At 70.9% G+C, this 24,520-nt stretch carries 22 protein-coding genes; 9 read left to right on the top strand and 13 right to left on the bottom strand.

The genetic code is table 11. The annotated features are described in order from the left end of the window. Positions 1-98: 98 nt before the first annotated feature. Both H6726_05670 and H6726_05665 read right to left on the bottom strand, forming a co-directional pair. Positions 99-992 (bottom strand): MYG1 family protein, encoded by an 894-nt coding sequence (locus tag H6726_05670; protein MCB9657124.1) that lies wholly within the window; start codon positions 990-992, stop codon positions 99-101. Continuing rightward, positions 989-2,752 (bottom strand): hypothetical protein, encoded by a 1,764-nt coding sequence (locus H6726_05665; protein ID MCB9657123.1) that lies wholly within the window; start codon positions 2,750-2,752, stop codon positions 989-991. Before H6726_05665 ends, H6726_05670 begins: the two co-directional genes overlap by 4 nt. Positions 2,753-3,139: 387 nt before the next feature. Here H6726_05665 and H6726_05660 point away from each other — a divergent pair, with 387 nt between their 5' ends. Together H6726_05660 and H6726_05655 are read left to right on the top strand one after the other, a co-directional pair. Continuing rightward, positions 3,140-4,756: a carboxylesterase family protein gene (locus H6726_05660; protein MCB9657122.1), complete on the top strand. Its 1,617-nt coding sequence runs from the start codon at positions 3,140-3,142 to the stop codon at positions 4,754-4,756. A gap of 29 nt (positions 4,757-4,785) precedes the next feature. Continuing rightward, the gene (locus H6726_05655; GenBank protein ID MCB9657121.1) at positions 4,786-5,541 is read left to right on the top strand and encodes a hypothetical protein; all 756 of its coding nucleotides are present in this window, start codon (positions 4,786-4,788) and stop codon (positions 5,539-5,541) included. On the opposite strand, the gene H6726_05650 is transcribed toward H6726_05655, so the two are convergent. Then, positions 5,513-6,097 (bottom strand): hypothetical protein, encoded by a 585-nt coding sequence (locus H6726_05650; protein ID MCB9657120.1) that lies wholly within the window; start codon positions 6,095-6,097, stop codon positions 5,513-5,515. The two genes, H6726_05655 and H6726_05650, sit on opposite strands and share 29 nt — an antisense overlap. 154 nt (positions 6,098-6,251) lie before the next feature. On the opposite strand from H6726_05650, the gene H6726_05645 reads away from it, so the two are divergent. Then, on the top strand, positions 6,252-6,773 hold the full coding sequence (locus H6726_05645; protein MCB9657119.1) for a hypothetical protein: 522 nt from the start codon (positions 6,252-6,254) through the stop codon (positions 6,771-6,773). A 26-nt stretch (positions 6,774-6,799) separates the two neighbouring features. Here H6726_05645 and H6726_05640 read toward each other — a convergent pair whose 3' ends face one another. The 6 genes from H6726_05640 to H6726_05615 all read right to left on the bottom strand — a co-directional run bounded on the left by H6726_05640 (position 6,800) and on the right by H6726_05615 (position 16,430). Further along, a complete protein-coding gene (locus H6726_05640) occupies positions 6,800-8,266 on the bottom strand; it encodes a DUF1669 domain-containing protein (GenBank protein MCB9657118.1) in 1,467 nt (488 codons plus the stop codon). Positions 8,267-8,364: 98 nt separating this feature from the next. Beyond that, positions 8,365-10,587 (bottom strand): hypothetical protein, encoded by a 2,223-nt coding sequence (locus H6726_05635; protein ID MCB9657117.1) that lies wholly within the window; start codon positions 10,585-10,587, stop codon positions 8,365-8,367. Beyond that, complete coding sequence (locus H6726_05630) at positions 10,581-11,102, bottom strand: thermonuclease family protein (GenBank protein ID MCB9657116.1); 522 nt, start codon at positions 11,100-11,102, stop codon at positions 10,581-10,583. Before H6726_05630 ends, H6726_05635 begins: the two co-directional genes overlap by 7 nt. Next, on the bottom strand, positions 11,093-14,515 hold the full coding sequence (locus tag H6726_05625; GenBank protein ID MCB9657115.1) for a lamin tail domain-containing protein: 3,423 nt from the start codon (positions 14,513-14,515) through the stop codon (positions 11,093-11,095). Before H6726_05625 ends, H6726_05630 begins: the two co-directional genes overlap by 10 nt. Continuing rightward, the gene (locus tag H6726_05620; protein MCB9657114.1) at positions 14,512-15,762 is read right to left on the bottom strand and encodes a thermonuclease family protein; all 1,251 of its coding nucleotides are present in this window, start codon (positions 15,760-15,762) and stop codon (positions 14,512-14,514) included. Before H6726_05620 ends, H6726_05625 begins: the two co-directional genes overlap by 4 nt. Continuing rightward, entirely contained in the window at positions 15,759-16,430 is a 672-nt protein-coding gene (locus tag H6726_05615; GenBank protein ID MCB9657113.1) for a hypothetical protein, read from the bottom strand. The genes H6726_05620 and H6726_05615 overlap by 4 nt, the downstream gene beginning before the upstream one ends. Before the next feature lie 103 nt (positions 16,431-16,533). On the opposite strand from H6726_05615, the gene H6726_05610 reads away from it, so the two are divergent. From H6726_05610 to H6726_05600, 3 genes are all read left to right on the top strand, one after another. Then, entirely contained in the window at positions 16,534-18,228 is a 1,695-nt protein-coding gene (locus H6726_05610; protein MCB9657112.1) for an alkaline phosphatase family protein, read from the top strand. Between the two features lie 162 nt (positions 18,229-18,390). Beyond that, positions 18,391-19,080 carry a DUF1775 domain-containing protein gene (locus H6726_05605; GenBank protein MCB9657111.1) on the top strand — a complete coding sequence of 230 codons (690 nt, stop codon included), beginning with the start codon at positions 18,391-18,393 and terminating at the stop codon, positions 19,078-19,080. Continuing rightward, positions 19,080-19,292: a hypothetical protein gene (locus H6726_05600; GenBank protein ID MCB9657110.1), complete on the top strand. Its 213-nt coding sequence runs from the start codon at positions 19,080-19,082 to the stop codon at positions 19,290-19,292. Before H6726_05605 ends, H6726_05600 begins: the two co-directional genes overlap by 1 nt. 101 nt (positions 19,293-19,393) lie before the next feature. Here the strand turns inward: H6726_05600 and H6726_05595 are convergent, their stop codons facing one another. Then, the gene (locus tag H6726_05595) at positions 19,394-19,816 is read right to left on the bottom strand and encodes a hypothetical protein (protein MCB9657109.1); all 423 of its coding nucleotides are present in this window, start codon (positions 19,814-19,816) and stop codon (positions 19,394-19,396) included. A 106-nt stretch (positions 19,817-19,922) separates the two neighbouring features. Here H6726_05595 and H6726_05590 point away from each other — a divergent pair, with 106 nt between their 5' ends. Further along, on the top strand, positions 19,923-20,348 hold the full coding sequence (locus H6726_05590) for an STAS/SEC14 domain-containing protein (GenBank protein MCB9657108.1): 426 nt from the start codon (positions 19,923-19,925) through the stop codon (positions 20,346-20,348). A gap of 37 nt (positions 20,349-20,385) precedes the next feature. On the opposite strand, the gene hisA is transcribed toward H6726_05590, so the two are convergent. Continuing rightward, positions 20,386-21,162: a phosphoribosylformimino-5-aminoimidazole carboxamide ribotide isomerase gene (gene hisA, locus H6726_05585; protein ID MCB9657107.1), complete on the bottom strand. Its 777-nt coding sequence runs from the start codon at positions 21,160-21,162 to the stop codon at positions 20,386-20,388. Beyond that, complete coding sequence (locus H6726_05580; protein MCB9657106.1) at positions 21,159-21,899, bottom strand: FadR family transcriptional regulator; 741 nt, start codon at positions 21,897-21,899, stop codon at positions 21,159-21,161. Before H6726_05580 ends, hisA begins: the two co-directional genes overlap by 4 nt. Positions 21,900-22,148: 249 nt before the next feature. Between H6726_05580 and H6726_05575 the strand changes: the two genes are divergently transcribed. After that, positions 22,149-22,481 (top strand): VOC family protein, encoded by a 333-nt coding sequence (locus H6726_05575; protein ID MCB9657105.1) that lies wholly within the window; start codon positions 22,149-22,151, stop codon positions 22,479-22,481. Between the two features lie 46 nt (positions 22,482-22,527). On the opposite strand, the gene H6726_05570 is transcribed toward H6726_05575, so the two are convergent. Then, on the bottom strand, positions 22,528-23,514 hold the full coding sequence (locus H6726_05570) for a hypothetical protein (protein MCB9657104.1): 987 nt from the start codon (positions 23,512-23,514) through the stop codon (positions 22,528-22,530). A 229-nt stretch (positions 23,515-23,743) separates the two neighbouring features. Between H6726_05570 and H6726_05565 the strand changes: the two genes are divergently transcribed. Then, positions 23,744-24,511, top strand: coding sequence for a hypothetical protein (locus H6726_05565; protein MCB9657103.1), 768 nt, complete (start codon positions 23,744-23,746; stop codon positions 24,509-24,511). Positions 24,512-24,520: the final 9 nt, after the last annotated feature.

Here is a 24,520-nt window from a genome sequence, read left to right as displayed (position 1 = left end):
CTCAGCTTATCACCAACTGGCGAATTGGCAGCTCCAAGTCGAAACAAAGATACGTTTCGCGTGTCGGAGTTGCCAGTTGCCGCCCGAGGCGCCCGCGCTCAGCCCCCGCCGCAGCCCCGCTCACGGTGGGTGAGCCCCCAGCGGGACAGGGTGGCGAACGCCACCTCGCGCGACGCGAAGACCGCGATGAAGCGGTTCTTGTGGCAGAAGATTGCCCCAGGGACGCCCGTGACCGCCGAGAGGGCCTCGCCCTCCAGCCCGGCCCAGGACTCGGGGAACGGCCGCTTCTCCTCGAAGCTGCCCAGCGTCGGCGCGACGGCGATCACGCGGTAGTCGCGCTCGCCAGGAAACGCCACGTAGTCGGTCGGGTGCGTCTCGCCACCCAGCGCGTAGTACGCGGGCTTCCACTTCACGTAGCGGGACAGCTCGACCACGCATCCCCCGCTGGCGATCGCGGCGTTCATGGCCGCCTCGACCTCCGCGTGAGCGTCTCGTGCCGCGCGGTAGCCGGCCTGGATGCCCAGCACCAGCCCGCGCGCGAGCTGGGCCGCCTCTTCGAACAAGGCGTCGTAGCCGCCGCGCGTCTCGTTCGCCTCGCCCAGCGCGCCGACGATGCTGGGGAAGCAGGGCACGCCGAACTCGGGGGTGCGCCGCCCGTTGTCCACGGCGTCCACGTAGTCCACCAGCTCGGCGCGCAGGCGCTCCGCCAGCTCGGGCTCCACGTGGCCCTCTTCCGCGAGCCACGCGAGCACCATCCCGGCCGAGGAGTACGAGCCCTCGTACGTGCGTTGGTGATGGTCGAAGCGGCGCGTGCTCGGATCGAACTCGCCGCCGACGTCCACCACGACGTCCGCAGCGGCGATGCGAGCGGGGTCGCGTGTGCGCTCGACGGTCGCGGCGGGGTCGACGAACGCGCGCACGAGCCCCACGGCCAGCACGTCGTCCGCATGGAACGAGCCGGAGTGCGTGACGATGTGCAGCGGTCGGGTCATGGAGCGCAGCCCGTCGGCGCTGGCGCGCACAGCTCCGCGTCGCGCAGGGTCCCGCGCAGCGCGATGAACGTAGCGGTCCCCGGGTTCTGGTTCGGGATGAGGAGGTGCGTCCCCAGCAGCGATGTGGCGGTGATCTCGGAGATGTCCTGCCCGGGCACACCAACGCGGAAGCTCGCCGTCCGCAGATCGGTGGAGTCGAACACGAAGGGGACGAGCGCCTGGTCCCACTCCCCGTTCTGGATGTTCACTGCGGGCAGCGGCTGGAGCGCGCCGCTCGAGACGCACTGCAGCAGGCGGTTGGTACCGTTCTGACAAGTGATGGCGCCGGCGCTGTTGTAGCCGCGGAAGCAACCGACGCCGTCGGGGTCGAAGCTGTCTTCCGGCGTGAAGTTCGTGATGGTCCCCGGCACGGTGACATCGCACGCCCCCCACACGACGGTGTCCCCCGTCAGGGTGCCGCTGGCGTGGCCGCAGGCCTGGCGCGGGACGAGCACATCGATGTCGGTCGCGATGTCGATGAACGTGTCCGGTGTCAGCGAGATGTGCTGGTCGAACTCGAGAGGCAGGAACATGTCGAGGATGCTCACCGGGCCGTCCGAAGGACCGTCGCCGGACGCGCTGACACGCAACGTGATCGAGCCGGGCCCGAACGGCAGCGTGTTGATGCCCGCGATGTTCTCCCCCGCGGCGGCGCGGAACGGAGCCACGACGGGCGCGAAGATGTAGTAGTCACCCGTGAGGTCGTACGTGAGCACGTGGCTGTCGCACTCGCAGGTCGGCGCCGCAGACCACTGCCCGTTCGCGCCGCAGGTGCTCGTGGCGGAGCCCGTGAGGCGGAAGTCGCCATCGCACGTGTAGGTCACGGTGGCTCCGAAGGTGTTGCCGGTGGGTGTGCCCGCGCTGCCGTTGGTGGGCGCCGCTGGCGGGCTACCCACGCACGTGACGGGCGTGTCGCAGTTCGCTCCGGTGAAGCCCACGCAGCCCACGCAGCTATGCGCATCGTCGCCGTCGACGCAGCGGCTACCGTTCTGACACGGCGCGCCCGCGCAGTCGTCCACGCTGCGCTCGCAGTAGGTGCCCGTGCGGCCCGCGGGGCAGTCGCAGTGGTCGAACACGCCCGCTGCGTCCACGCACGCGCCGCTCACGCACAGGCCCGCGGCGCAGGTCTCGCTCGGCACGTCGCAGCTCGCGCCCCCGAAGCCAGTGGGGCAGCTGCAGTAGGCGCGCTGGACCTCGTCCACGCACGTGCCGGTGTTGCAGTTCAGCGCGGCGCAGTCGTCGGTGTTCACCTCGCATCGGTCTCCGGCAAACCCGGGGTCGCACGCACAGGAGAAGCTCCCCACGCTGTTCGTGCACGTGCCGTGGCCGCTGCACGCGTTCGCGCTCGCGCACTCGTCCACGTCTTCCTCGCAGTCCGTGCCCGTGTAGCCGGCCGCGCATACGCAGCTCCGGCTGTCCTCGCCGTTCACGCACTCGCCGTGCGTGCAGGGCGCCGCGAAGCAGAAGTCGAAGACCTCGCACGTGCGCCCCGCGCGCCACGGGAGGCACTCGCACACGCCGCCCAGCACGGGGTCGGTGGTGCACTCGCCGAAACGGCCGCAAGGCAGGTCGGCGCAGTCTAGCGGCGGCTCCGTGTTGGCGTCGGCGATCCCGAGGTCGACACCAACATGTGCGTCTCGGCAGCCGGGGAGAGGGCCGCTCACGGCCAGCAACGCTGCCAGGAACACGCTCCGCGTCGCGAGCGCACCGCAGATCCTCATAGCCTCTCCATTCTGGTTCCGATAGTCAGGGGGGACTGACACGCTAACAGTTTCGTCCCGGGCGACGCCAGAGCGCGATGCAGGTTCGGCGCAAGCCCTGGCTCGTCCGAAGGCCCGCAGGCGGCGGTGCTCCTCCTCGCCGATGCACGCATCGACGCGTCGTCGCGCCTTGCCTGCGAACCTTCGTCCGGCGCCAGCATCTTGCGGCGGTCCTGATCTGCGCTCCAGCGACTGCCAACCTTCGGTCGCGTAGGTTCCGGCGGGGTGGAAGGGCCGCACGCGACGGGCGAACCCGTCGTAGGCCGGCCCCGAACGAGGGTCTGTTGCGGGGCGCGTCGAACGACGGGCGCGCTAGACAACCGCACGCCCAGTCCGCATCCTCCTCGCATGCGAACGCTCCGTGGTGCCCGCTCCGTCGTCCTCCTGGCTGGCCTCGGCCTGCTGCTCGCCCATGGGTGCGGTGGCGACGGGGATGGTGGTCCAGCCCCGCTGCTGGTGGAGACCTCCGAGGGGCCCGTCCAAGGCACGCTCACCGAGACCGGAGACGTGCGGCGCTTCCTCGGGATTCCGTACGCGGCCGCCCCGTCGGGGGCGCGGCGCTTCCTGCCGCCCGTCGCCCCCGCCGCCCACCCAGACACGCTCGTGGCCGACGACTTCGGTCCGAGCTGCCCAGGGACGCGCACGCCCCTCGACCTGGTGCTGCGCCCCCGCCCAGCCGCAGAAGACTGCCTCTCGCTCAACATCTGGACGTCTGCTTCGCGCGGACGCCGCCCCGTCATGTTCTGGATCCACGGAGGTGGGTACGTGAACGGCGCGTCGAACATCTCGGTCTATGACGCGGAGTCGCTCGCTCGCGATGGGGACGTCGTCGTCGTCAGCATCAACTACAGACTCGCCGCGCTCGGCTTCCTGTCGACGGAGGCGTTGCAGGCAGAGCGCGCAGCGCTGGACGGCGGCGCAGGCAACATGGGCATCCTCGACATGCTCGCCGCGCTGCGCTGGGTGCAGGACAACATCGCCGCCTTCGGGGGCGACCCCGACAACGTCACGATCTTCGGCGAGTCGGCTGGTGGGTCGGCGGTCTGTTCGCTGCTGGCGGCGACGGGCGCAGAGGGCTTGTTCCATCGTGGCATCATCGAGAGCGGCGGCTGCAACGCCAGCCCGCTGCGTGGCGGTTCGCGAGGCACGTTCGACGTGGGCGACACGCTGGTGAGCCGGCTCGGTTGCGAGGGTCCCGACGAGCTGAGCTGCATGCGAGGACTGACCACGCAGCAGATCCTGGAGGCGGTCATGCAAGACGCGTCGGGGCTCGGCTTCGCGCCCTATGGGCCGACCGTGGATGGCGCGACGTTCACCGACTCGCCCGGCGCGCTGCTGGCCGCTGGAGAGGGGGTCGACGTGCCGATCATCGTGGGCTCCAACCTCAACGAGATGACGGTGTTCCTGCTGGGCACCACGCGCCCGTCGACGCCCGACGAGATGCGGGCCGAGTTCCTGGCGGCCAGCGGCGACGACGCCGATACCGCCGATGCGCTGATGACGCTGTACGACGTCACCACCGACGAAGACGCGCCGCGGGCGTTCATCGCCTTCGCCACCGACCGCTCCTTCTCCTGCAACGCGCTGTCCATCGCCAACGCCGCGGCGGGCGCCGGGCGAGACGTGTATCTCTACGAGTTCCAGCACGTCGTCGGCGAGCAGGCCGACACCTTCGGCGTGGGTCATGGCTTCGAGATCCCGTACATCTTCGGCACGCTCGATCGCTTCTCCCTGTTTCGCGACATGCTGACCGAGCGCGAGGAGCGTACGTCGGAGCGCGTTCAGGCCGCGTGGAGCTCGTTCGCCCGCGCGGGCGTGCCCGAGTTCGAGGGCGGTTGGCCACGCTTCACCACCGAGGCGCACGAGTACCTCGTGATCGACGACCCCGCCTCGGTCGACGACGCGTTCCGAAACGATCGCTGCGCCGCGCTGCGTGATCTCGGCTTCTCGGCTGGCGTGCTGTAGTGGCGACGGCCCACGCCGCGGCCTCACACGTGCTCGTTGTCTTCATCGCGAGCGTGGCTGGCGTCGGGTGTACGGCCCGCCAGGGCGACCAGCCTCCCACCCACCCAGCGGAAAGCTCGGAGGTCGCCGAGCCCGCGGAGAACGACCCGACGTTCCATCCGCTCGTTCGCTCCGCCATCACCGCGCACGAGCGCTGGGGACGCGTGGACGACCGCTTGCGGGTGGCCCCCTTCGACTGCCGCCTCCCGCCGCCACCGCCCGCGCACCGCAGCCAGAGCGCGGATGTCGCGACGCACGGCGGCGGCAAGCTGTTCACCGTCTTCGCGTTGGACCCCGAGACCTACGGTTTCCCCCGCTCCGTGTTCCTGGCCGACATGGGTCCTCCGGACGTGCCGTGTGAAGCGTGTGATGCCCACCGCGCGCTGGTTGCCGCCGGGGTTCGGCAGGTGCTGTTCAAGGACGCCTACGAGGCCGTGCGCGAGGCACCCACATCGGGGACCGGCGCCCAGGGGGGCCGCGAACGCCTCCTCTTGCCTGTGACCCACGACGGCGAGACCCTCCACGCTGGGCGCAGCCTGGGGTACTTCATGCTCATCCAGCTGCCGGCGGACACGCCCGGCACCGACGAGGGCTGGGTCTACGCGACGGCCACGCCGGAAGGGTCCATCACGTCGTCCGGGCGCGTCGGTCCCTGCATGAGCTGCCACCAGGAGCAGGCCCGCCGCTTCTTCGGTCTACCGGGTGTGGCCGTGCCCTTCAGCGGCGGCGCGGCCCCTCCTCGATGAACTCGCGCACGCCGGGTCGGGTGGCTTTCCAACCCAGGTAGAGGTGGATGGAGCCGCTCAGGCCCGCCGCCAGCAGCTGGCCCAACAGCATGCTGGAGCGCGTGAGGGATGTGAAGTTGGGCGCTGGCTGGTCGGGCGCCAACCACCCGCTGGCGCGCTCGAAGGCGTCACGCCCGATGGGATCCAGCGCCGCGCCGAGAGACCACAGGTAGTTCACCTCCACCGCGAAGCGCGCAGCGATGAACAGCAGGTTGGCGAGGATGGCCTGCCGCACGAACCACATGGCGCTCGCGCGGCGGGTGGTGATCAGCATGCTCGACACGATGAGCATGACCGACACCACGATGTTGCTCGCGCCCAGCGCGGCCGCCGAGGGGTTCGCCTGCAGACGGTAGAGGGCCTCGCGCAGCTCCGGGTTGGCCCCCTCGGAGCTGACGACTCGCGGGGAGGCCATGGACTCGACGCCCTGGCCCACGCCGTAGACGCCCGCCATGGTCAGGAAGATGGCGGCCATGAGGGCCGCGCGGGGGTTCGCGTCGGGCGGGGAGGAGGTCACGGGGTGGGGTATAGCAGCCCGAGGGAAGGTGGGAGCGGAAGCGCGCGTACCCAAGGCGAACAAATTCGCGTTGGACACGGAACTTTTCGCCGGGAACACTGTCGAACGAGCGTGAAGTCCGCGTGCCGCGGGCGCGAAAGAGAGCAGGAGTCACGTGGAAGCAAGATGTAACGCCCTGATATTCGTTGGAATTCTTGCCACCATCGCCTCCCTCCACAACGCCGAGCCCGCCGCCGACCTCGACCCCCGCAACCCAGGCACCACCGCCCTTGCGGACCTGGAGGACGCCTTCGCCCTCGACCCCGGGAACCGCGTCCTGGCCCGCCAGCTGGCCGAGACGTATCTGGACCTCGAGCGCCCCGGCCTCGCCGTCGCGGTCCTGCGCGCGGGTGACCCGGAGGTCATGCGGGACCCCATCGTGGCCCACCGCATGGCCCAGGCCTACGAGGCAACCGGCCGCGTGCTGGACGCCTTTGCGACCGCCCGCTACGCCCAGGACCGCTGCGCGAACGAGCCCACGTGCACGGCCAGCCAGCTGGCGGTGCTGGACGTGCACACGCGTGTGCTGCAGACGCTGGTGGCGTGGGGCGTGAGCGACCCCCTGTCCGACCCGCGCACCACGCGCGCCTACGAGGCCCAGCTGCGCATGGCCACGGTCGCGATGGCGCCGCGCTGAGCGCCGCGACGACGTCTCGGGAGGCCCTACAGCGGATCGGTCCAGACGCGCACGGGGGCGGGGTCGTCCACCGCGCACACGCCCTCTTCCTTGTGGACGATGCGCCAGCCGGGGAGCCGCGGCTGAGGCGGGGGCGTGGCGGAGCAGCCGGGGTCTTGCTCGTCGGCGAGGTCGTTGAAGTCGTTGTCCACACCGTCGGTGCACGCCGTGGTGCTGTCGCGCGACTCCGGGCCTGGGCGGCCGCTCAGGAACTGCTCGCCCTGGAAGGCCCAGATGCGCTCGAAGAAGGCGTGGTACTGTGCGGCCAACGTCGCGTCCCGCAGCACGAAGGTGTTCTCGTCGTTGCCGCCCTCGCCCGCGGAGGTCCAGTTCATGGAGCCGGTGATGACCCACTGGCCATCGATGGCGGCGCTCTTCATGTGCATCTTGCCGCCCCAGCGCTCGACGATGACGGGGATGCCCACGGCGCGTAGCAGCTCGTGCTTGGTGTAGCCGTTGCTGGCGGACGTGGCGTCGAGGATGACGCGCACCTGCACGCCGCGCAGATGCGCGCTGATCAGGTCCTGCGCGATGCCTTTGTGGGTCAGGTAGAAGACCGCCACGTCGATGCGCTCGCGCGCGTCGCGGATGAGCCGCCGCACGCGGCGGGTGATGGGGCGATCCTGCGGCGAGAAGTGCAGCTCGAGCTGCGTGTCGCCCACCTGCGTCTCCATCGCCGGGCGGCTGCGCTTCTGACGGTGGTAGCGGCCGTGCACGTACATCTGCTCGAACTCCTCGGTGAACCACGTAGCGACGCGCTCGGAGTCCACGACGGTCACGAGGTTGGCGTTGTAGCCCCCCGTGCCCGAGTCGCTGATGTTGGTGGAGCCCGTCCAGACGTGCCGTCCGTCCACCACGAAGAACTTGTTGTGCATGATGTCGCCCTCGGACTCGAACTGCCCGTGAGCGGCGTGCGACGCCACCAGGCACGTGTCGCCAAGGTCGTACACGAGGCACTGCAGCGGGCCCTCGAAGCCTTCGGGGCGCTCGCACTGGGGCACGCGGTCGAACTCGGCGCGGTCCAGCTCGGCTTCGGCGGCGGCCAGCTCGGCGGCGTGGTCGCTGCGCACGACGTCGGGGCCCAGCGCCTCGGCCACGGCGTCGGTGCTCGCGTAGTAGTTGTGGCCCTCGCGGTCGCGGTCCACCACGCCGCGGATGCGCACGCCGCGCCGCTGCGCCGCCAAGAGGGCATCCACCAGGGCAGTCTGGTTGCGGATGCCGTACACCGCGAAGTCGATGCTGTGCTGGGCACCCTCCAGCAGAGTGAGCAGCGCCTGACAGACCTCGGTGTCGCAGCTGTCGCTCGGCGCGGGTCGCCCTGTCGGGTCGTTGAGGATGAGGCGGACGCTCCCCTCCGCGCGCTCGTCCGGACGCTCGAGCGCGCCGCGGCCCGTCGTCGCGCAGCCGGACGTCAGAAGGGCGCCGAGGAGGACGGACGTGAAAGCACGCGACACGCGGCCTCGGGGAGCGCTCGCGGGGGGGCCTCCGTGGCGCGCTGGGACGGCTCGGGGGGAGGGCTGCCTGCGAGGGGCCGAGGTGGGTGGGGTCATGGTCAGAACGTCTGTTGGAGCTCGATGCGGGCCCAGTGCTCGGGGTTGGGCGAGTGGACGGCCGTGGCGTCGCGCGTGTCGATCAGGTGCAGGACGTCGTAGCGCAGGCGCACCGTCAGCCGCACCGGGAAGCGGTAGCTGATGTCCGCGTAGTACCAGAGGGACTGCTCCAAGCGGTCGCGGTGCGCGACGTCCTCGAACAGAAAGCGCGCACGCACCACGAAGCGCAGCGGGTCGATGGGGTTGCCGCGGAAGCTGATGAACGCCGACGCGTCCTGACGCATGTCTTGGTCGTGCACGGTCGAGCCGTCGTCGAGCCACTCGTGCCGGTACTGCGCCAGCAGCGAGTAGCGTCGCCCGAGAGCGAGCCGCAGGCGCGCCGTGACCTGGTACTGCTCGCCGGTGCACGGGATGGGCTCGCCGTTCTCGTCGTCGTCCGTGGTCATGGAGAAGCACACGTCCAGGTGCCCCCCACGCTGCAGGTCCTTGTTCTGGTATTGGAACCAGAGACCGGGGTTGACCACGTCCCCCAGCGTGAGGTCGGCGCGCACGAACGTGAGCAGCTTCACCTGCTGCACCGAGGGCTGGCTCCACAGGTCGGCCGACGCGCGCAGGTTGAGCGTGTTCGCGATGCTCCCGGTGTAGCGCACGCGCCCACCCACCTCGTCGCGCGCGCGATTGCCGCTCTGCTCGTCCGAGGCCGCGATGGGGCGGCCGTAGGGGTTCGAGAAGTCTTCGTCGTAGTAGCGCGCGCTGAGCTCCAGCTCTTGTCGGTCCCACGTGAGCGTGGTGCGCGCGATGGCGCCGAGACCACCTCCGCCGCCGGCCTGCTGGTCGAACGAGTGCGCCACCTCGAGGAAGAAGTCCCACATGCCGCGTCCGAACGCCGCGTCCGCACCGACGGCCCCGTACACGCCGCCACCGAAGGGCCGCGTGGACCACTCCTGGAAGTCGAGGTCGATGCCCTCCGTCAGGAAGCGCGCGTGGGCCGCGTAGCCCGTCACGCCCACGTGCGCGCGGCGGCTGAAGAAGTAGCTGACGTTGCCGCCCCCGAGGGCCTCGGCGTAGACGTTGTTGAGCGTCGAGAACGAGTACTCGCTGGTGGGGGCGAGCAGGTCGTCCCGGCGGCGGTAGATGTCGGGGGCCGCGCAGTTCGGGTCGCTGTCGTTGCGGGGGTCGGCGCAGCGTCCGCGGTCGTAGATTTCGTACTGGTAGATGCTCTGCGGCTGGTACGAACCAAACGCGTAGAGCTGCAGCCAACCGGGGCCCAACGAGAGGTGCTCCGCGCCCACGGCGGCGCCCATCAGGCTGTTGCGCCAGCGCAGGTCGCTCGTGATGCGCTGCGCGCCGGTGAAGGTGTTGCAGGGCGAGTCCGCCAGCTCCCCCGTGCTCTCGCGGCAGCGCGTGGTCATGCCCGGGTTCCAGAAGACCGCGTCGTCCGCGTAGATGCCGTTCGGCGTGAAGCGGTCGGAGTTGTCGAACGTCAGGCGCTGGCCGAAGCCCGCGCGGAACGTGCCCAGCAGCACCTCCGCGTGCTCGCCCTCCCAGCGCACGAAGAACTTCGGCACGTGCAGGCGGTTGGTGGCGGCGTCCACGGACAGCGCGTCGCGTGTCGGGTCGTAGCGTGGGTCGCCGAGACGCAGCCGCGTGCTGACCAGGGCGAGGCCCATGCTCAGGTTGCGCAGCGTGGTGACGCGCGCCTGCAGCGCCATCGACGGCGGGCGGTCGTCCACGGGCGAGCCCACCATCTGGAAGCGCAGGCGGCCGTTGGTCGCGGAGAGCGGCCGAAAGTCTCCGCTGACCGTCAGGAACGGCGCGATCTGGAGCAGCTGCGCCTCGGTGAGCACCCCGGCAGGCACGAGCGCGGCCGGGTCGTTGATGGTGCCGGCCTCGGCGCGGTAGGCGAGGATCGCGTCCACGTCGTCGTACGTGAGGTTCGGCAGCGCGTAGAGCGACTCGCGGTCGGCGCGGTCGAGGTCGACGCCGCGGCGCATGATCTGCACCAGCGTGTTCCACGTGTCCTCCGAGATCTGCCCTGTCGTGAAGAGCTCCTGGAGGTCCTCCTCGGTGTCCACGTCGATGAGCATCTCGTACTGCACGGCCCGCGCGCGCCCCGGTCCCCATCCGTGCGCCAAGAGGCACACGAGCGCGACCACAGCCGTCGCGACAACGCGGTGCGCTCCCGCATGGCGGCAGCCAAGCAGCGTGCGGTCGGACTTCAGCACGGGTCCTCGGCGCACACGGACCACAGCCCGCGCCCTTCATCGATGGCGCGCGTCTCGAGGTCTTCGTACAAGGGCGCCTCGTCCGCGCCGTTGGGGGGGATGTGCAGCACGCACGCGTAGCCCTGCTCGACGAGCAGCTGGTTCACCACGCGCCCGTCCACCTCCACGTAGGCCAGCAGGCGCCCGAAGCGATCGGTGCACTCCACGTCGTAGCGCAGGCGCACCTCGCGCCCCTCGACCAGCTGCTGGTTGAAGGTGGTCGCCTCCGGGCCGAAGCACTCCACGCTGCTGGTGTTCTCGGGGGTGTCCACCAGCAGGTAGCGCACGCGCTCGCCGGTGCTCAGCTCGACCGTGTCCCCATCGATCACGCGCGCGACGGTGGCGCGCGTGGGGCCGCAGGCGCTCCCCTCCGGCGCGGCGCAGGCCGACGAACCGACCACGAGCAGCGCGGTGAGCGAGGCGCGCACGAGGGGTGTCCGGCGCGGCGCGCGTCGTGCGTTCCCCCTCACGGGCATACGTTGGGGTCACCCGGCGTGCCGAAGTTGTTGTTCATGGCCGGGCCGTATGCGGTGGTGGAGTCGCACCAGTTGGTGAGCGTGTCGTTCGCCACGTGGGGCATCGGCTGACCCGCGACGAGCGAGCGGGCACGACCGTTCTGCGTCATGCCCCACGTGACAGTGTCGAGGGGGCTCGCGCCGACGCTGATGGACAACATGCTGTTGTCGTTGGTCATCGTCACCGAGGCGTAGGTGTAGTCCACGCCGCTGACGCCCCCGTTCATCCCCGCGTCCGTGCTGCGCGCGAACACCAGCAGCTCGCCCGTCCCGACGCTCAGGCAGTCCTCCGCGTCGAACGTGTGGCTCTGGGTCCCGTTCGTCACGCTCACTCCGTTGATGTCCACGTCCGCCGTGGCGGCCAGCTCGAACCACTCCGTGGTCGACTCGGGGGTGGCTGGGTTGGGCATCACCTCGTTGATGTACAGGTCGCCTACGCCGGGATTCACGATGGCGCGTGCCGTCTCGCCGTCCCAGCACTCACCGGCGTCGAGGCAGTCCAGGTTCACCGCGCCCGGCGTGCCCAGGTCGCCCGCCCCGTAGAGCGACGTGGCTTCACAGGCGACCATCGCGAACACGTCGTTCGTGGCGTGGTCGTAGTCCGACGGCTCGAGCTGCAGCGCCGCGCCCGTCGGCGAGCTCGTCCACGTGATCGAGTCGAGCAGGGCGTCGTCCACCCCGATGAACAGCGCCCCCGATGCGTTGGCCAAGGTGAAGCCGTATCCAATGGCAGAGGCCGGGAGGCCTCCGTTGGTTGCCATCACCGTGCTGCGCGCGAACACGGTGTAGCTCCCTGCCGATACGCGAACACAGTCCTCGCGCGTGAGGGTGAAGCTGGGGGAGCCGAACGACGTGCCGGCCTGCAGCCCGTTGAGGTCGACGTCCGCCGTGGCGTACACCTCGAACCACTCGCCCGCCATGTCGGAGACGGCGTTGGGGTTCGGCATGACCTCGGTGACGACCAGGTCGCCCAGCGCTGGGCTCACGATGGCGCGAGGGACGCCACCATCGAAGCACTGCCCAGGCTGCAGCACGACCGGGCACTCGTCGTTGGGTTGTCCGGGCGTGCCGCGGTCCCCAGCGCCGTAGACCGCCGTACCGAGGCAAGCGACCGAGTCGAACGCGTCATTCGTCGTGTGGGAGAGCTCGTCCGGGTCGAGCTGCAGCGACACGCCGGACGGGGCCGTCGACCAGCTCACCTGGTCCAACAGCGTGTCGGAGACGCCGACGAACAGCGAACCGTTGGCGTTCCCGAGCTGTCGCCCGTGCTCCACCACGTCCGGCGGCAGGCCGCCGTTCATGCTGGCGTCGCCGTTGTTGGCGAGCACGACGTAGCTGCCCGCCGTGACTCGAACGCAGTCGTCCCGCACGAGCGTGTAGCCGGGCGTCCCGAAGGTGGTTCCAACCTGGAGGCCGTTCAAGTCCACGTCTGCGGAGACGAGCAGCTCGAACCACTCTCCGCGAGGGTCTGGGGCGGCGGTGGGATCCGCCATCACCTCCGTGATGACGACCTCGCCAACGGTGGGCGACACGATGGGGCGCGCCGTGGCTCCGTCGAAGCACATGCCCGGCGGCAGCACGAATGGACACACCGGGTTCGCCGCCCCGGGTGTGCCCCGGTCGCCGAGGCCGTAGGTGTCGCCCGCCGCCGCCGCGCACCAGTTCGACTCCGTCTCGTTCAGCGTCGCGTCGAGCGCGTCGGCGCTGAGGCTCCGCGCTACGCCGGCGGAGGAGGTGAACCACAGCGCCGTGTCCAGGACCACGCCCCCGACCCCAACGAACAACGCCCTCGGGTTCACGGACGTGGCGCTGTTGACGAGCGAGAGCGTGTCGTAGTCGATCGCGTCGCTCGGGAGACCTCCGTTGGCGCCGGTCGCGTCCCGAGAGAAGACCACGTACGCGCCGCCCGTGACGCGCAGGCAGGCCGGCTGCTCGACGCGATATCCGACGGAGCCCACCTCCGTGCTCAGCTCGAGACCGTTCAGGTCGGCGTCGTTCGCGAAGTACACCTCGAACCACTCGCCCGAGGTCTCGCTCGCGGCGTCGGGGTCCGGCATGATCTCCGTGATGACCACGTCGCCGAGCACGGGTGGCACGATCGCGCGCAGGGTGCCACCGTCATCGCACATCCCGGCCGGGACGGGGAACATGCACTGGGTGTTGGCCGAGCGAGGTGTGCCTCGGTCCCCGCTCCCGTACACGCTGGTGGCGCGACACCAGAGCGACTCGTCGTCGTTCTCCTCGAAGCTCAGATGGCGCGGGTCCAGCTGCGTCGCCGCGCCGTCGCCCGAGCTCGTGTACGTGAACGTATCGAGCACGTTGCCCGCGTAGCCCACGAAGAGGCTCCCGCCCGAGTTGGAGAGCGCGATGTCGACCACGTGGTCCACGCTGCCGAGCCCGCCGTTGGTGAGCGCGTCATCGCTCGCGGCGAAGAGCACGTAGGTCCCCGCCGTGACGCTCAAGCAGTCCGCGGACTCGAGCGTCTCGAGCACGGTGTCCGCCACCCGCCCGAGCTGCAGGCCGTTCAGGTCCACGTCGGCGAGCGCGAGCAGCTCGAACCACTCGCCATCGCCGTCGGCTACCGCACTTGGGTTCTGGTGCAGCTCGGTGATGACCAGGTCGCCCTCGGCCGGCGGCACCGTGTCGCGCTCGGTGCCGTCGTCCATGCAGCGACCGACGAGGGCACCGCCGCAGGGCGCGTTGCGCATGCCCGGCGTCCCGAAGTCGCCGGTGGAGAACGTCGTCGTGCTGTCGCACCACCGCGTCACCTCGTCGTTGGCGGTCGCGTTCGGCGGCAGCGCGCCGTCGTAGGCCCACGACGCGCCGTCGGTCGTGTCGAGATAGACCATCTCGTCCAGCACACGATCCCCGCAGCGGACGATGACGCGCCCCGACGTGTTCCCGAACCCTCCCAGGTCGGCGCCGAAGCCGTAGTCCACGTACGTGGGGCGCGCCGCGTCGAGCACGGCGCCCAGCACGTAGTAGGCGCCGGCAGCGAGCGCGTCCGCGGTGGTGATCTCGTGGGCGCGAGCGCCGGTCCCGTCGGCCGCACTGCGCACGATCTCGATGCCGGCGAGGTCGATGGAGGCCGCCGTGGTGTTCGTGATCTCGACCCACTCGCGGCCGTCGTCCGCGCCGCTCGGGTTGGCCATCACCTCGCTGATCACGAGGTCTCCCGGCAGCAGCCCCTCGCAGGTGCCGCTCGGCGGCGCGTCACCGCAGCCGCTCATGGCACCCAGGGACGCGAGCCCCACCGTGAGCTGCAGCACTCGGAGCGCCCGGGTGAGCCCAGGTGCCGGATGGACCACCTCGAGCGCGATGGAAGGCGAGGGGGAGGATGGAGGGCGTTTGGGCATGGGGCGCGCGGGGGTCATGGGGTCACCTGTGGGGCGCTGGGGAGGGGCTCGGTCGGCGGCGGAGGGCCTTGTGACGCTTCGGTCGTGACGGGCGGCTCGGTGGCGCGGCCGGTGGGGGCTCCCGTCTCGGCGGGCGGCGCCTCGTCGGGGCCGTCTTCATCGGCCGCAGCTCCGTCCCCGTTGCCTGGCGGTGTGTAGGTCGGCACCTCCACCTGGGACGCTTGGTCCACGCGCAGCTGCAGCTGCTCGCGGCCGTTGTAGGGGTTGGTCCAGCGCTGGACGCGGCCCCGCATCCGCACGTACTCCCCCTGGAAGTCCCGCGCGCGGCTGTCCTCGAGCACGTACGGGTCGAAGAAGACCGCCGGCAGGTCCGAGAACATGCGCCGGCTCAGCATGACGCGCGTGGGGCCGCGCTCGCCCTGGCGGATGTCGCCCACCGTCGCGAGCACCGTCACGTACTGCCCCTCGAGCGCGTCCAGCCGGCGCAGGGCGTCCCAGTTGGTGAGCGCGACGAAGTCGGCGCGCCCCTCTGCGTCGCGCTCGAAGGACTGCACGAAGTCGGCCCGGGCGTCCCACCACGCGAGGCGCACGTCGTAGTCGGTGTAGTGCTGCTTGCTCGGGTCCCAGATGCCGCGCTGGGCCTCGCGGGCCTCACGCTGAGCCGCGACGAACTCGTCGTGGAAGCGGCGCGAGTAGCCGTACTTGGTGAAGTAGGGGCTCATGCCGGCGCGCACGCACTCGACGTTGTAGTTGACCCAGCGCCCGTCGCGCTCGACGAACACGTACGCGAGGAAGCGGTTGAAGCGACCGCGGATCTCGCGCGGGTGGTCGCGCTCGATACGCACCCGCTGCACGCCCTCGAAGAAGGCGCGCGCGAAGTACTTGGCCTCCTCGCCGAGCGGGGTGGGGACCTTGATGGGGCGGTTGGTGCGCGCCATGCGGGACGCCAGGTAGGACTCCCAGCCGGCCTCGTAGTCGCGCCGGTCGCGCTCCGACTTGAAGGTCTCCTCGGTGTCGAGCGCGAGCAGGCGCAGGGACCCATCGAGCCCGCCCACGCGGATCGTGTCGCCGTCGACCACGCCGTTCGCGCGCAGCGGGAACTCGCCCAGCACCAGACCCGCGTCGGTGGCCAGCGAGGCCTGGGCTGCGCCGCGGTCGTACTCGCCCCCGAGCGACGGGCCGCCGCCGCACGAGAGCGCACACGCGGCGACCGCGCCGAGCCACAGCGCGCGCCGCGCGGCGCCACCACGCGCGCGTCCGCTCATGGGCACACCCTGTTCGCCGTGCCTGGCGTCCCGGCGAGCCCTATCTCGGTCTCGGTCCCCGGCGGCGTGTTGGGCTCGTCGTCCGCGCAGAAGGGCGGCACGATGTCGCCGGCGTCGTCGCTCGCGACGTCGTTGTCGTTGGCGTCGGGGGGAGCAGACCCTGACAGCGCCAGCGTCCCAGCGCTCGGCAGCGCGCGGTACAGCAGCGAGTCGACCAGCGCGCCGCACGAGCGCAGCTCGACGATGGCCCCACTCGGCAGGTCGCGCGTGTAGTCCCGGCCGAAGCCGTAGTCGGCGTCTGCGGGGAGCCGTGTGACGCAGGTGTCCGACGAGCACGTCGTGTCCACCGCCAGCACGACATAGTCGCCGCTGGCGACGCTCAGCTGGGCGTCGCGCACCGTGATGGTCGACGCGCTCGCCGCGAGCGGGCGCAGCACCACCTGCACGCCCGTGAGGGCGACGCTCCCAGCGCTGGCGTTGTACACCTCGATCCACTGCCCTCGCGTGTCGGTGCCGCTCTGCGGCCCGCGCAGCTCGGAGACGACCAGATCGCCGGGGCCGAGCTGCACACACCCCGGGTCGAGCGGCGGGCGCACACAGCCCGTGGCGACGAGCGCCAGCGTCGCTCCCGTGAAGCGCGCCCGCGCCGACTTCGACCTTCGCCACATCGCTCGTAGCGTACCGGAGTCCGGGCCGAGCGCCCACCGATCCCATGTCACCTTTCCGTGACATGGGTTTACCGCACCCGTCTCACGAGCTACCACCCGCAGGATGACCTCGCTCCCCCCCACGACCTCGCGGCCGACGCGCGCCTCGCGCTGGGGGGCCGCGGCGCTCGGGCGCCACACAGCACGCTATGCGCTCTTGGGGCTGCTCATGCTGTTCTTGTTGCTGCCTCCCGGGTGTCGCTGTGAGGAGCCGGCCCCGCCGCCCGCCCCGAGGGGCCGGCTCGTGCTCTCGGTCGTCATCGATCAGCTGGGCTCGAACACGCTTCAGCGCTTCCTGCCCCTGCTGGACGAGCAGGGCCTCATCCGGACCCTGGCGGCCCAGGGCGTCTATCACCACACCGTGCGCTACGAGCACGGCGCGACGATGACCGCCGCCGGGCACGCGACGATCTACACCGGCCGCTCCCCGCGCGAGCACGGCGTGGTGGCCAACATGCTGCGCGACCGGGCCACGGGCGATCTCAGCACCCCGCTGAGCGACCCGGAGTCCCCCATGATCGGCGCCCCGCAGTACAGCGCCAGCCCCCGCGGCATGCGCGGAGACAGCGTGTCGCTCGCGCTCCTCGACAGCACGGAGGGGCAGGGGCGCGTGCTGTCCGTGTCGCTCAAGGACCGCGGGGCCATCCCGGCCGCTGCGCGCGCGGGCGCGACCCACGCCTTCTGGTACGAGTCGACCGCGAGCGGCTTCACCACGTCCACCTTCTACGCGCAGCGCTACCCCGCGTGGTTCGAGCAGTTCCTGCGCGAGAACCCGCTCACGGCGCGCTTCGGCCGGTGGGAGCTCGCTCGCCCGGGACTCGCGGACGCGCTGCAGGTGCTGGGCCTGACGGACGACGCCGAAGGCGAACAGGACTGGTACGGGCTCGGCACGACCTTCCCCCACGACGTGGGTGGAAGCTCACGTCCAGCCACGGTGTTTCGCGTCACGCCCGAGTCCACGCGCTACTTGCTCGACCTGGCGCGCGCGGGCGTGCGAGCGCTCGGGCTGGGCGAGGACGACGTGCAGGACCTGCTCGCCGTGAGCGTGTCGGCCACCGACTACGCGGGGCACATCTTCGGAACGGAGTCGTGGGAGTACGCCGACACGCTGATCGAGAGCGACCGGCAGCTCGGCGCCCTGTATCGCTGGCTCTCACGTCGCGCGGACGTGTCCGTGCTGCTCACCTCCGACCACGGCAGCCCACGCCTCCCCGAGCGCGCCGGCACGGGGCCCAGCCTGCAAGAGAGCGAGCTGGTCGCGGCGCTCGAGGCCCACCTGGACGCGCAGCTCGGGCCCGCCGACTACATCGTCGCCTTCGAGGACGTGTACATCTACCTCACGCCGGCGGCGCTCGAGCGCGGGGGCGAGGTGAAGGCGCTCGCGCGCACCTTCCTCGAGGCGCAGCGGGGCATCCATCGGGTCTTCGACGTGGCCCAGCTCGCCGCACAGTCTGCACCGACGGACCCGCTCGACCGCGCCATTTGGGAGTCGGTGGCAGCGGGCCTGGGGGGCGACCTGTACGTCGTGCCGGAGGAGCAGTTCCTGTTCGGCGCTGGGTACGTGCATGGCGGCGTGTGGCACGGCAGCCCGTGGGACTACGACCGCAACGTGCCCGTGCTGTTCATGGGTCCGGGCGTCGCGCCGCGCGAGGGGCTGTCCACCATGAGCACGCTGCAGGTGGCGCCCACCTTGTGCCGCCTGCTCGGTGCGCGCGCCCTCGAGGGAGCGTCCATGGGCCCGCTGCCGGGCGCACCCTGACGAAGGCCCCAGCTAGAGGGGCTACGCGGCTCTCCTGCGGCTCGCCAGCCGAGCGAGACGGCGGCGCCCCAGCTCGCTGCGACAACATGCCGCATACCCGGCACACCGCGCGGGGCCTAGCATCGCATTCGTCGCGCCCTTGGGGCGCAGAAGGACGACTGCATGAGGCATTTCTACAGAATCATCAGCTTGCTCGCTGTGGCGGGCGTATTCGGGGGCGTCGCGCACGCCCACGTCGGCGCGAGTGGACAGCTCACCGCCGGCAGCTCGGGCATCGTGACGTTCGGCGTGGGTCACGGCTGCGACGGCGCCGACACGGTGCGCTTGCGCATCGAGATCCCCGAGGCCGTCACGAGCGTGCGTGGGCTCACGAGCGCGTGGGGCGAAGGGACGTTCGAGCGGGACGACACGGACCGCGTGGTGGCCGTCACGTTCGAGAAGGCCGAGGCGCGCGAGCGCGACGACCAGTACTACCAGTTCTCGCTGCGGGTCGGCGCGCCAGACGCACCGTTCACCACTCTCTACTTTCCGGCTACCCAGACCTGTCGTGACAGCGAGGGCACGGAGACCGAGGTCGAGTGGCGCGCCATGGTTTCACACGATGACCACACCACGGACGAGAACCCGGCGGCGAGCGTCATGGTGTTCCCGCCGCGCACGCCGGGCTGGAACCACTACGTGGCGCCCGACCACCTGCACGACCTGAGCATCTTCGCCGACGCGCGCATCGTGTGGGTGGGGACGGCCGCGTACAGCGCCAACGCCGAGACGGCCGCGCTGATCGAGAGCGACCCCGACGTCACCACCCTCGCGGAGATCCATCCGGACTCCGAGATCTGGGTGTTGTACTGATGGACCGCGCAGGATGGCTCCTCGGGCGGGCCGGGAAGGCGGCGGCCATCACCCTCACGCTCATGGCCCTCGCACCACTGGCCGCGGGCTGCGACGACACCCCGAGTAACGCGGGGCGCTGCAGTGACCTACCGCGTCCCACCGACCCCATCGCGAGTCCGGACGAGCCCGGCAGGGTGCCCTGCGCCTTGCGCCCTCCGCACCTGCGCTGAACGGGGCGCTGGCGGCGCTCCTGATCAGCACGACACGCGGACCGTCTCCTCCAGGGCGGTCCGTGTGCTTGGTTCGGCGCGCCGCGCCTCGAACGTCACCCTCAGCGCGGTGCGTTGCAGCGCAGCCACTGCAGGATCAGCTGCCTCTCCTCGAGGGTCATGCTGAACTCCGAGTCGGGCGGCGGCATCTCGCAGCTGAGGACCAGCCCACGGATCTCCACGCTCCAGTCGACGACGTGCGTGTAGGTGTCCAGCGGCCAGTGACCCGGCACGTTCCCGTGGCACACGGCGCAACGTGTGGCGAAGATGGGCTGGACGTCGACCCAGCGCGGAGGCGGCCCGGGACAGCTCGTCGGCGCGATGGCCTCGCACGGGGGTGGGGGCTGTCGTGCGTCTGCGCCGGCGTCGGGGGGGACCAGCCCTGCGTCCGCGCACCCCCACAGCAGGGCCACGAGCAAGCCTGAGATGGTGGGGGCGACCTCCTGACCATGCCGCAGCTTAGCGTCTACGCGCGGACGGACCATGCGACGAAGTGTCGCACCCTGGGGTGCGAGCGGGACCGCGCGCGTCCGAGTCCTCGCTCGGACGCGGGCGTTGCATCGCAGCAGAGTCCCGCTCTATGGTGCTCCAGTGGGCTTCGCTCCCGACTCCGAGTACGACTGCACGTGGACACGCCGCGGCGTGTCGGCGGTGGTCACCTCGCGCGGCCCGATGCGGGGCCCCGAGGCGTTCGACCGCTACCTCTCCGTCGTGAACACGGCCCTCTCGGACCCCGAAGTCCGGGCCATCGTCAGCGACGTTCGCGGCGCCACGCAGCTCCCGACCGTCGGCGACTGCATCCGGTTCGCCCAGATGGCGTCCGCCAACCCCCATGGCCTGCGTGTGCGACGCAGCGCGGTCGTCACCCGCGATGGGCACCCGCTCATGAGCCTGCTGCTGCGCATCATCGCCGCGGGGAGCCGCTTCTTCCCGGAGCGTCGCGTCTTCCCCAACGACCTCGAGGCGGCGCTCGCGTGGACGAACGACGTCGCGCCGGAGCAGCACACGACTCCTTGACCGCTCGCGCCGTCGTGGGCGTGCGCGTCACGGCACGTCACCCCGCGGTGTCGACCGCGCGGTTCCACGCCACGCAGTCGGCGTAGCGCACGAGCGATCCACCGAACAGGTCGAGCGCGCTGCCGTAGGTGAGGTCCACCCGACCCCCGCTGAGCTCGGCCACGCGCGCGAGGTCTGCGATGTCGCGCCCGCCCCCCGCGTAGGTGCAGGGCAGGGGGCACTCCGCGCCGAGCACGGCGACCAGCGCCTCGTCGATGCCTTCGCAGCGCCCCTCGACGTCGGCGGCGTGCACCAGCAGCTCGCTGCACAGGGGCGCGAGCGTGGCCAGCGTCGGCCCGTCGATGGGGGTCTCGGTGACGGTCTGCCAACGGTCGGTCGCCACGCGCCAGCCCTCCGCGACACGGCGGCAGCTCAGGTCCACCACCAGGTGCTCGGGGCCGATGGCGCGCGCCAGCGCCTCCACGCGCCCGAGGTCCAGGCGCTTGTCCACGAACAGCCAGCTGGTGACGATGACCTTGGCCGCGCCGCGCGCCAGCCACTCCGCGGCGTTGTCCAGCGTCACGCCCCCGCCCAGCTGTAGGCCGCTGGGCCAGGCCGCGAGCGCTTCGATGGCGGCGGCCTCGTTGCCCGCGCCGAGCTTGATGACGTGCCCGCCCAGTAGACCATCCGTGCGGTAGCGCTCCGCGAACCAACTCGCGGGCTGCTCGGACACGAAGTTCTCGCGCGGGCCCTCGCCCTCGTCGCGCAGCGTGCCACCGACGATCTGCTTCACCTTGCCGTCGTGGAGGTCGATGCACGGGCGGAAGACGGTCATGGGCGCTCCTTAGCAGGTTGGCCGCGCGCGGCGACCGACCGCTCGAAGCGCTCCGCGGCCCGCTCGTCCAACCGCGTCAGCGCATCCATGATCACGCGGTCGCGCTCCGGGGCGTTGGCGATCACCGCGTCGACGATGACACGCGTCGCGTCGCGCAGGAACGAGGGGTCGCCGTAGAACGCGTCGGCCACGCCGGGCACGCTGCGGATGACCGTCTCGACCGTGTTGAACAGGGCCGTCGCGCCGAAGTGCCCGGCCGCGTCCAGCACCGCGCGCGTGAAGGCCAGGTCGGCCTCCATCAGCTCGTCCTGCGTCTGCGCGCCGAGCGTGCGCTGCACGGCCTTCACCAGCTCGGGTGCGGACGCCACGGCGTCGATGCGCGGCGCGAGGTGCAGCGTCACCAGCCGCCGCAGCTCCATGCACTCGCGGAACACGCGCGCCGCCTCGGGCGGGTTGTCCGAGAGCGCGTCGAACCACAGCGGCAGCAGAGAGAGCCCCCCCGTGCGCGTGGCGTCCAGCACGCGCACGCCGCTTCCGTGGCGGGCCTCGACCAGCCCGTGGGCCTCGAGCCGCGCCGTGACCCGCTGGATGGTCGGCGCGGTCACGTCGAACTCCGCTGCCAGCGCGCGCACCGAGGGCAGGTTCGCACCGGCCGGGTACTCGCGGCGCAGGATCCGCCGCACGAGCGTACGCTCGAGGACGTCGACGGTGGTCTCGCTGCGGTCCGTGTCGGCCATGCTCTCCGGCAGCTGTGATACACAGTTCGGGTGGTGTCCAGTGGCGTGGAGCACCCTGTGCGCGTGCTCCTCGCCGCGCTACACTGCGGGCGCCCAACCTCTCAGAAAAGGCGGCCCGGTTCAGGTGAGCCCCGGGCGCTCTCGGCCCGTCGGGGCGAAGGGAGATGTCCAGCGCAGGATGGACCCGCGCGAGGACCCGTGGAAGGCGGCGCGGCGCCCTCGTGCGCCCATTCCCAAGGAGCTCCCAGCATGACCTTTCACGTTCACCACATCGGCGTCGCCGCGTGCGACGTCGAGCGCACCCTCGCGTTCTACGAGACCCTCTTCGACGGACGCCGCGAGCCCTTGGGTGGGCACATGCTCGTCGTGGCCGGCGAGCTGCGCGTGGCGGTCGTGCCCCTGCGCGACGACGACCCCCGAGGTCACGCCGCGGGCCTGCACGTCGCCGTCGCGCTGCCCACCTCCGCGCGCCAGGACGTGGAGCAGCGGCTCCGGGCGCTCGGCGCGCCGCACGAGCCTGCGCGCAGCTCGCTCTACGTGCGTGACCCTGACGGGCTGACACTGGAGCTGGTGTTCACCTGAGCATCCGGGTTCACCCGGACGTGGGCCTCACCTCGTACGCGCCCGCTCACTTGAACGTGAGCGTGTACTCCATGGAGTGGCCCACACGCTCGGAGAACCGCCGCACGCTCTTCGCCGCCATCGTCTCGCTGACGCGGACCGGGATGAGCGTGGTCAGCCACCCGCCGAAGGTGTGCGCCTCGCGCTGCTTCTTGTTCGGCTTGGCCGGCTCGTAGTCGATCTTGGCCTCGAGCTTGCCCGCCTTCTGCAGCAGGTCGTAGAGGTCGCGGAAGACGATGAACGACGTGTCGTTCTGGTGCGTGGACCAGTTGGCCACTGGCAGGAAGTCCACCAGGTGGATGAGCTGGTAGTTGAGCTGCACGAAGAAGTCCTCCGCGCTCAGCGTGATGGGCTCGTTGTCGATCACGCGGTGCATGCGGATGGACTCGAGCTGGTCGAGGCGCTCGACGTTGGCCCACAGCTCCTTGCGCAGGGGCAGGTCGTACAGCAGCCGCAGCACGGACGGGAACGCCTCCGTGTGGCGCCACTCGAACTCGTTCATCAGCCCGCGCAGCGTGGGGATCTTGTCCGCGCTCATGGCGAAGGTGTTGGTGCCGGTGCCGAGGATGGAGTGCAGCAGGAGCACCAGGGGCGAGCGCTCGGGGTAGTGCTGCACGCCGTACTCGAAGCAGAAGTACAGGTGGTCGAGGAACGACCCGTCCGCGTGCTCCACGTCGAAGTCGCACTCGTCGACCATGAAGCGCAGCAGGGCGGGGTCCACGGTGGGCAGCGGGTACTGCGTGCGCGCGGCTTGGTAGGCGGCCTCGACCGACTCGGCCTTGGGGCGGTCCCAGGCCGTGGTCTTCGCGATGCGCGTCTTGATCACGTAGCGGGGGGCGGCCTTCTCCAGCGTCTGGAAGATGGTGCGGTCGAGGTCGAAGTCGGGGATGGGCGCCACGGCCACGTCACCGCTGTGATCGAGCGCCGCGCCGAGGGCGATGGCGGCCTTGCGCTGCACGCTGGGGATGGGGCGTTGTTCTGCACTCTGCTTCATGGCGGGGCCTCTCGGTTCGGCGTGGTGGTCTCGGCGCTGTGGGTCCGGCGCGCCGCGTGGACCCACTCTGACAAAACATGAAACTGACGTCAAGTTCATTTTGTTGATGCCCGTGCGAGTACGGCTCCGAAAACCACCCGCGGCCTTGACACCGGACAGACTGTAATACACAACTGTGAAACACAGTCCGACACACGCCGTCGCGCGCCATCACCCGCAGGAGCCCCCCATGCCGCACCGCTACTCCCTCGCCGCTCGCCTCGCGCCGTTCGTCGAAGCCGGGCTCGTCACGCGCATCCCCACGGCCGCGCAGGTTCGCCAGGGGGAGCTGCAGATGCTGCCCTACGTGATCAGCAGCGACGCCACGTCGGAGGAGTGCTACGCGGGCACGCCCCTCGGGCACCCCGTGGTGCGGCAGCCGGTGCTCTTGGGGCTGATCGGGCGTGACCACCTCGAGACGGGCACCGGGCTCGCGGCCGCGCTCGACTCGGTCATTCGGCACCTCCACTTCACGTACCACCAGGGCATGCCCGTGTGGGACCTGCAGGTCATCCAGACGCACGAAGGGGGCCTCGACGCGCTGCGCGCCGAGACCGAAGCGCTGCTCGCGCCGCGCACGCGGGTGCATCGGGCGCGGCGCCGGCTGCTCGGGTGGATCGTGGCCGACCCGGACGCGTACCTCCGGCTGTTCCTGGGCGAGGACGGCTACATCGCGCGCGCCGCTCGCTTCGACTACCCCAAGCCCAGCGAGGAGGACGCGGAGTTCCCGCCCGAGTTCTTCAGCCTGGTGGACTTCGTGAACTACTGCGCGGTGGCGTTCCCGGAGCAGGTGCCCCTGCACCTGGTCCCGCAGCGGGCCCTGGCCGTGGTGAGCCGCCGTTTCCGTGAGGGCAAGCGCATCGAGTGGCTCGAGGCCGACCCGCGCGTGGTGGCGCTGAGGAAGGCGGCCGCACGCGACGGACGCGCCAGCGCAGCGCCGTTCGCCGCCCGCGTGTAGGCTACGCGT

The sequence above is a fragment of the Sandaracinaceae bacterium genome (genome assembly GCA_020633055.1).
In the GTDB taxonomy this organism is placed as follows: domain Bacteria; phylum Myxococcota_A; class Polyangia; order Polyangiales; family Houyiibacteriaceae; genus JADJJE01.
This window is presented reverse-complemented; position numbering and strand designations above follow the sequence as displayed.

Excerpts from the sequence above, each read along its gene's own strand:
- H6726_05665 (MCB9657123.1), bottom strand. The coding sequence starts at position 2,752 with ATGAGGATCTGCGGTGCGCTCGCGACGCGGAGCGTGTTCCTGGCAGCG.
- H6726_05570 (MCB9657104.1), bottom strand. The coding sequence starts at position 23,514 with ATGAAGCAGAGTGCAGAACAACGCCCCATCCCCAGCGTGCAGCGCAAG.
- H6726_05575 (MCB9657105.1), top strand. The coding sequence starts at position 22,149 with ATGACCTTTCACGTTCACCACATCGGCGTCGCCGCGTGCGACGTCGAG.
- hisA (MCB9657107.1), bottom strand. The coding sequence starts at position 21,162 with ATGACCGTCTTCCGCCCGTGCATCGACCTCCACGACGGCAAGGTGAAG.
- H6726_05670 (MCB9657124.1), bottom strand. The coding sequence starts at position 992 with ATGACCCGACCGCTGCACATCGTCACGCACTCCGGCTCGTTCCATGCG.
- H6726_05630 (MCB9657116.1), bottom strand. The coding sequence starts at position 11,102 with ATGCCCGTGAGGGGGAACGCACGACGCGCGCCGCGCCGGACACCCCTC.
- H6726_05625 (MCB9657115.1), bottom strand. The coding sequence starts at position 14,515 with ATGACCCCCGCGCGCCCCATGCCCAAACGCCCTCCATCCTCCCCCTCG.
- H6726_05605 (MCB9657111.1), top strand. The coding sequence starts at position 18,391 with ATGAGGCATTTCTACAGAATCATCAGCTTGCTCGCTGTGGCGGGCGTA.
- H6726_05620 (MCB9657114.1), bottom strand. The coding sequence starts at position 15,762 with ATGAGCGGACGCGCGCGTGGTGGCGCCGCGCGGCGCGCGCTGTGGCTC.
- H6726_05580 (MCB9657106.1), bottom strand. The coding sequence starts at position 21,899 with ATGGCCGACACGGACCGCAGCGAGACCACCGTCGACGTCCTCGAGCGT.
- H6726_05595 (MCB9657109.1), bottom strand. The coding sequence starts at position 19,816 with ATGGTCCGTCCGCGCGTAGACGCTAAGCTGCGGCATGGTCAGGAGGTC.
- H6726_05660 (MCB9657122.1), top strand. The coding sequence starts at position 3,140 with ATGCGAACGCTCCGTGGTGCCCGCTCCGTCGTCCTCCTGGCTGGCCTC.
- H6726_05600 (MCB9657110.1), top strand. The coding sequence starts at position 19,080 with ATGGACCGCGCAGGATGGCTCCTCGGGCGGGCCGGGAAGGCGGCGGCC.
- H6726_05610 (MCB9657112.1), top strand. The coding sequence starts at position 16,534 with ATGACCTCGCTCCCCCCCACGACCTCGCGGCCGACGCGCGCCTCGCGC.
- H6726_05615 (MCB9657113.1), bottom strand. The coding sequence starts at position 16,430 with ATGTGGCGAAGGTCGAAGTCGGCGCGGGCGCGCTTCACGGGAGCGACG.
- H6726_05565 (MCB9657103.1), top strand. The coding sequence starts at position 23,744 with ATGCCGCACCGCTACTCCCTCGCCGCTCGCCTCGCGCCGTTCGTCGAA.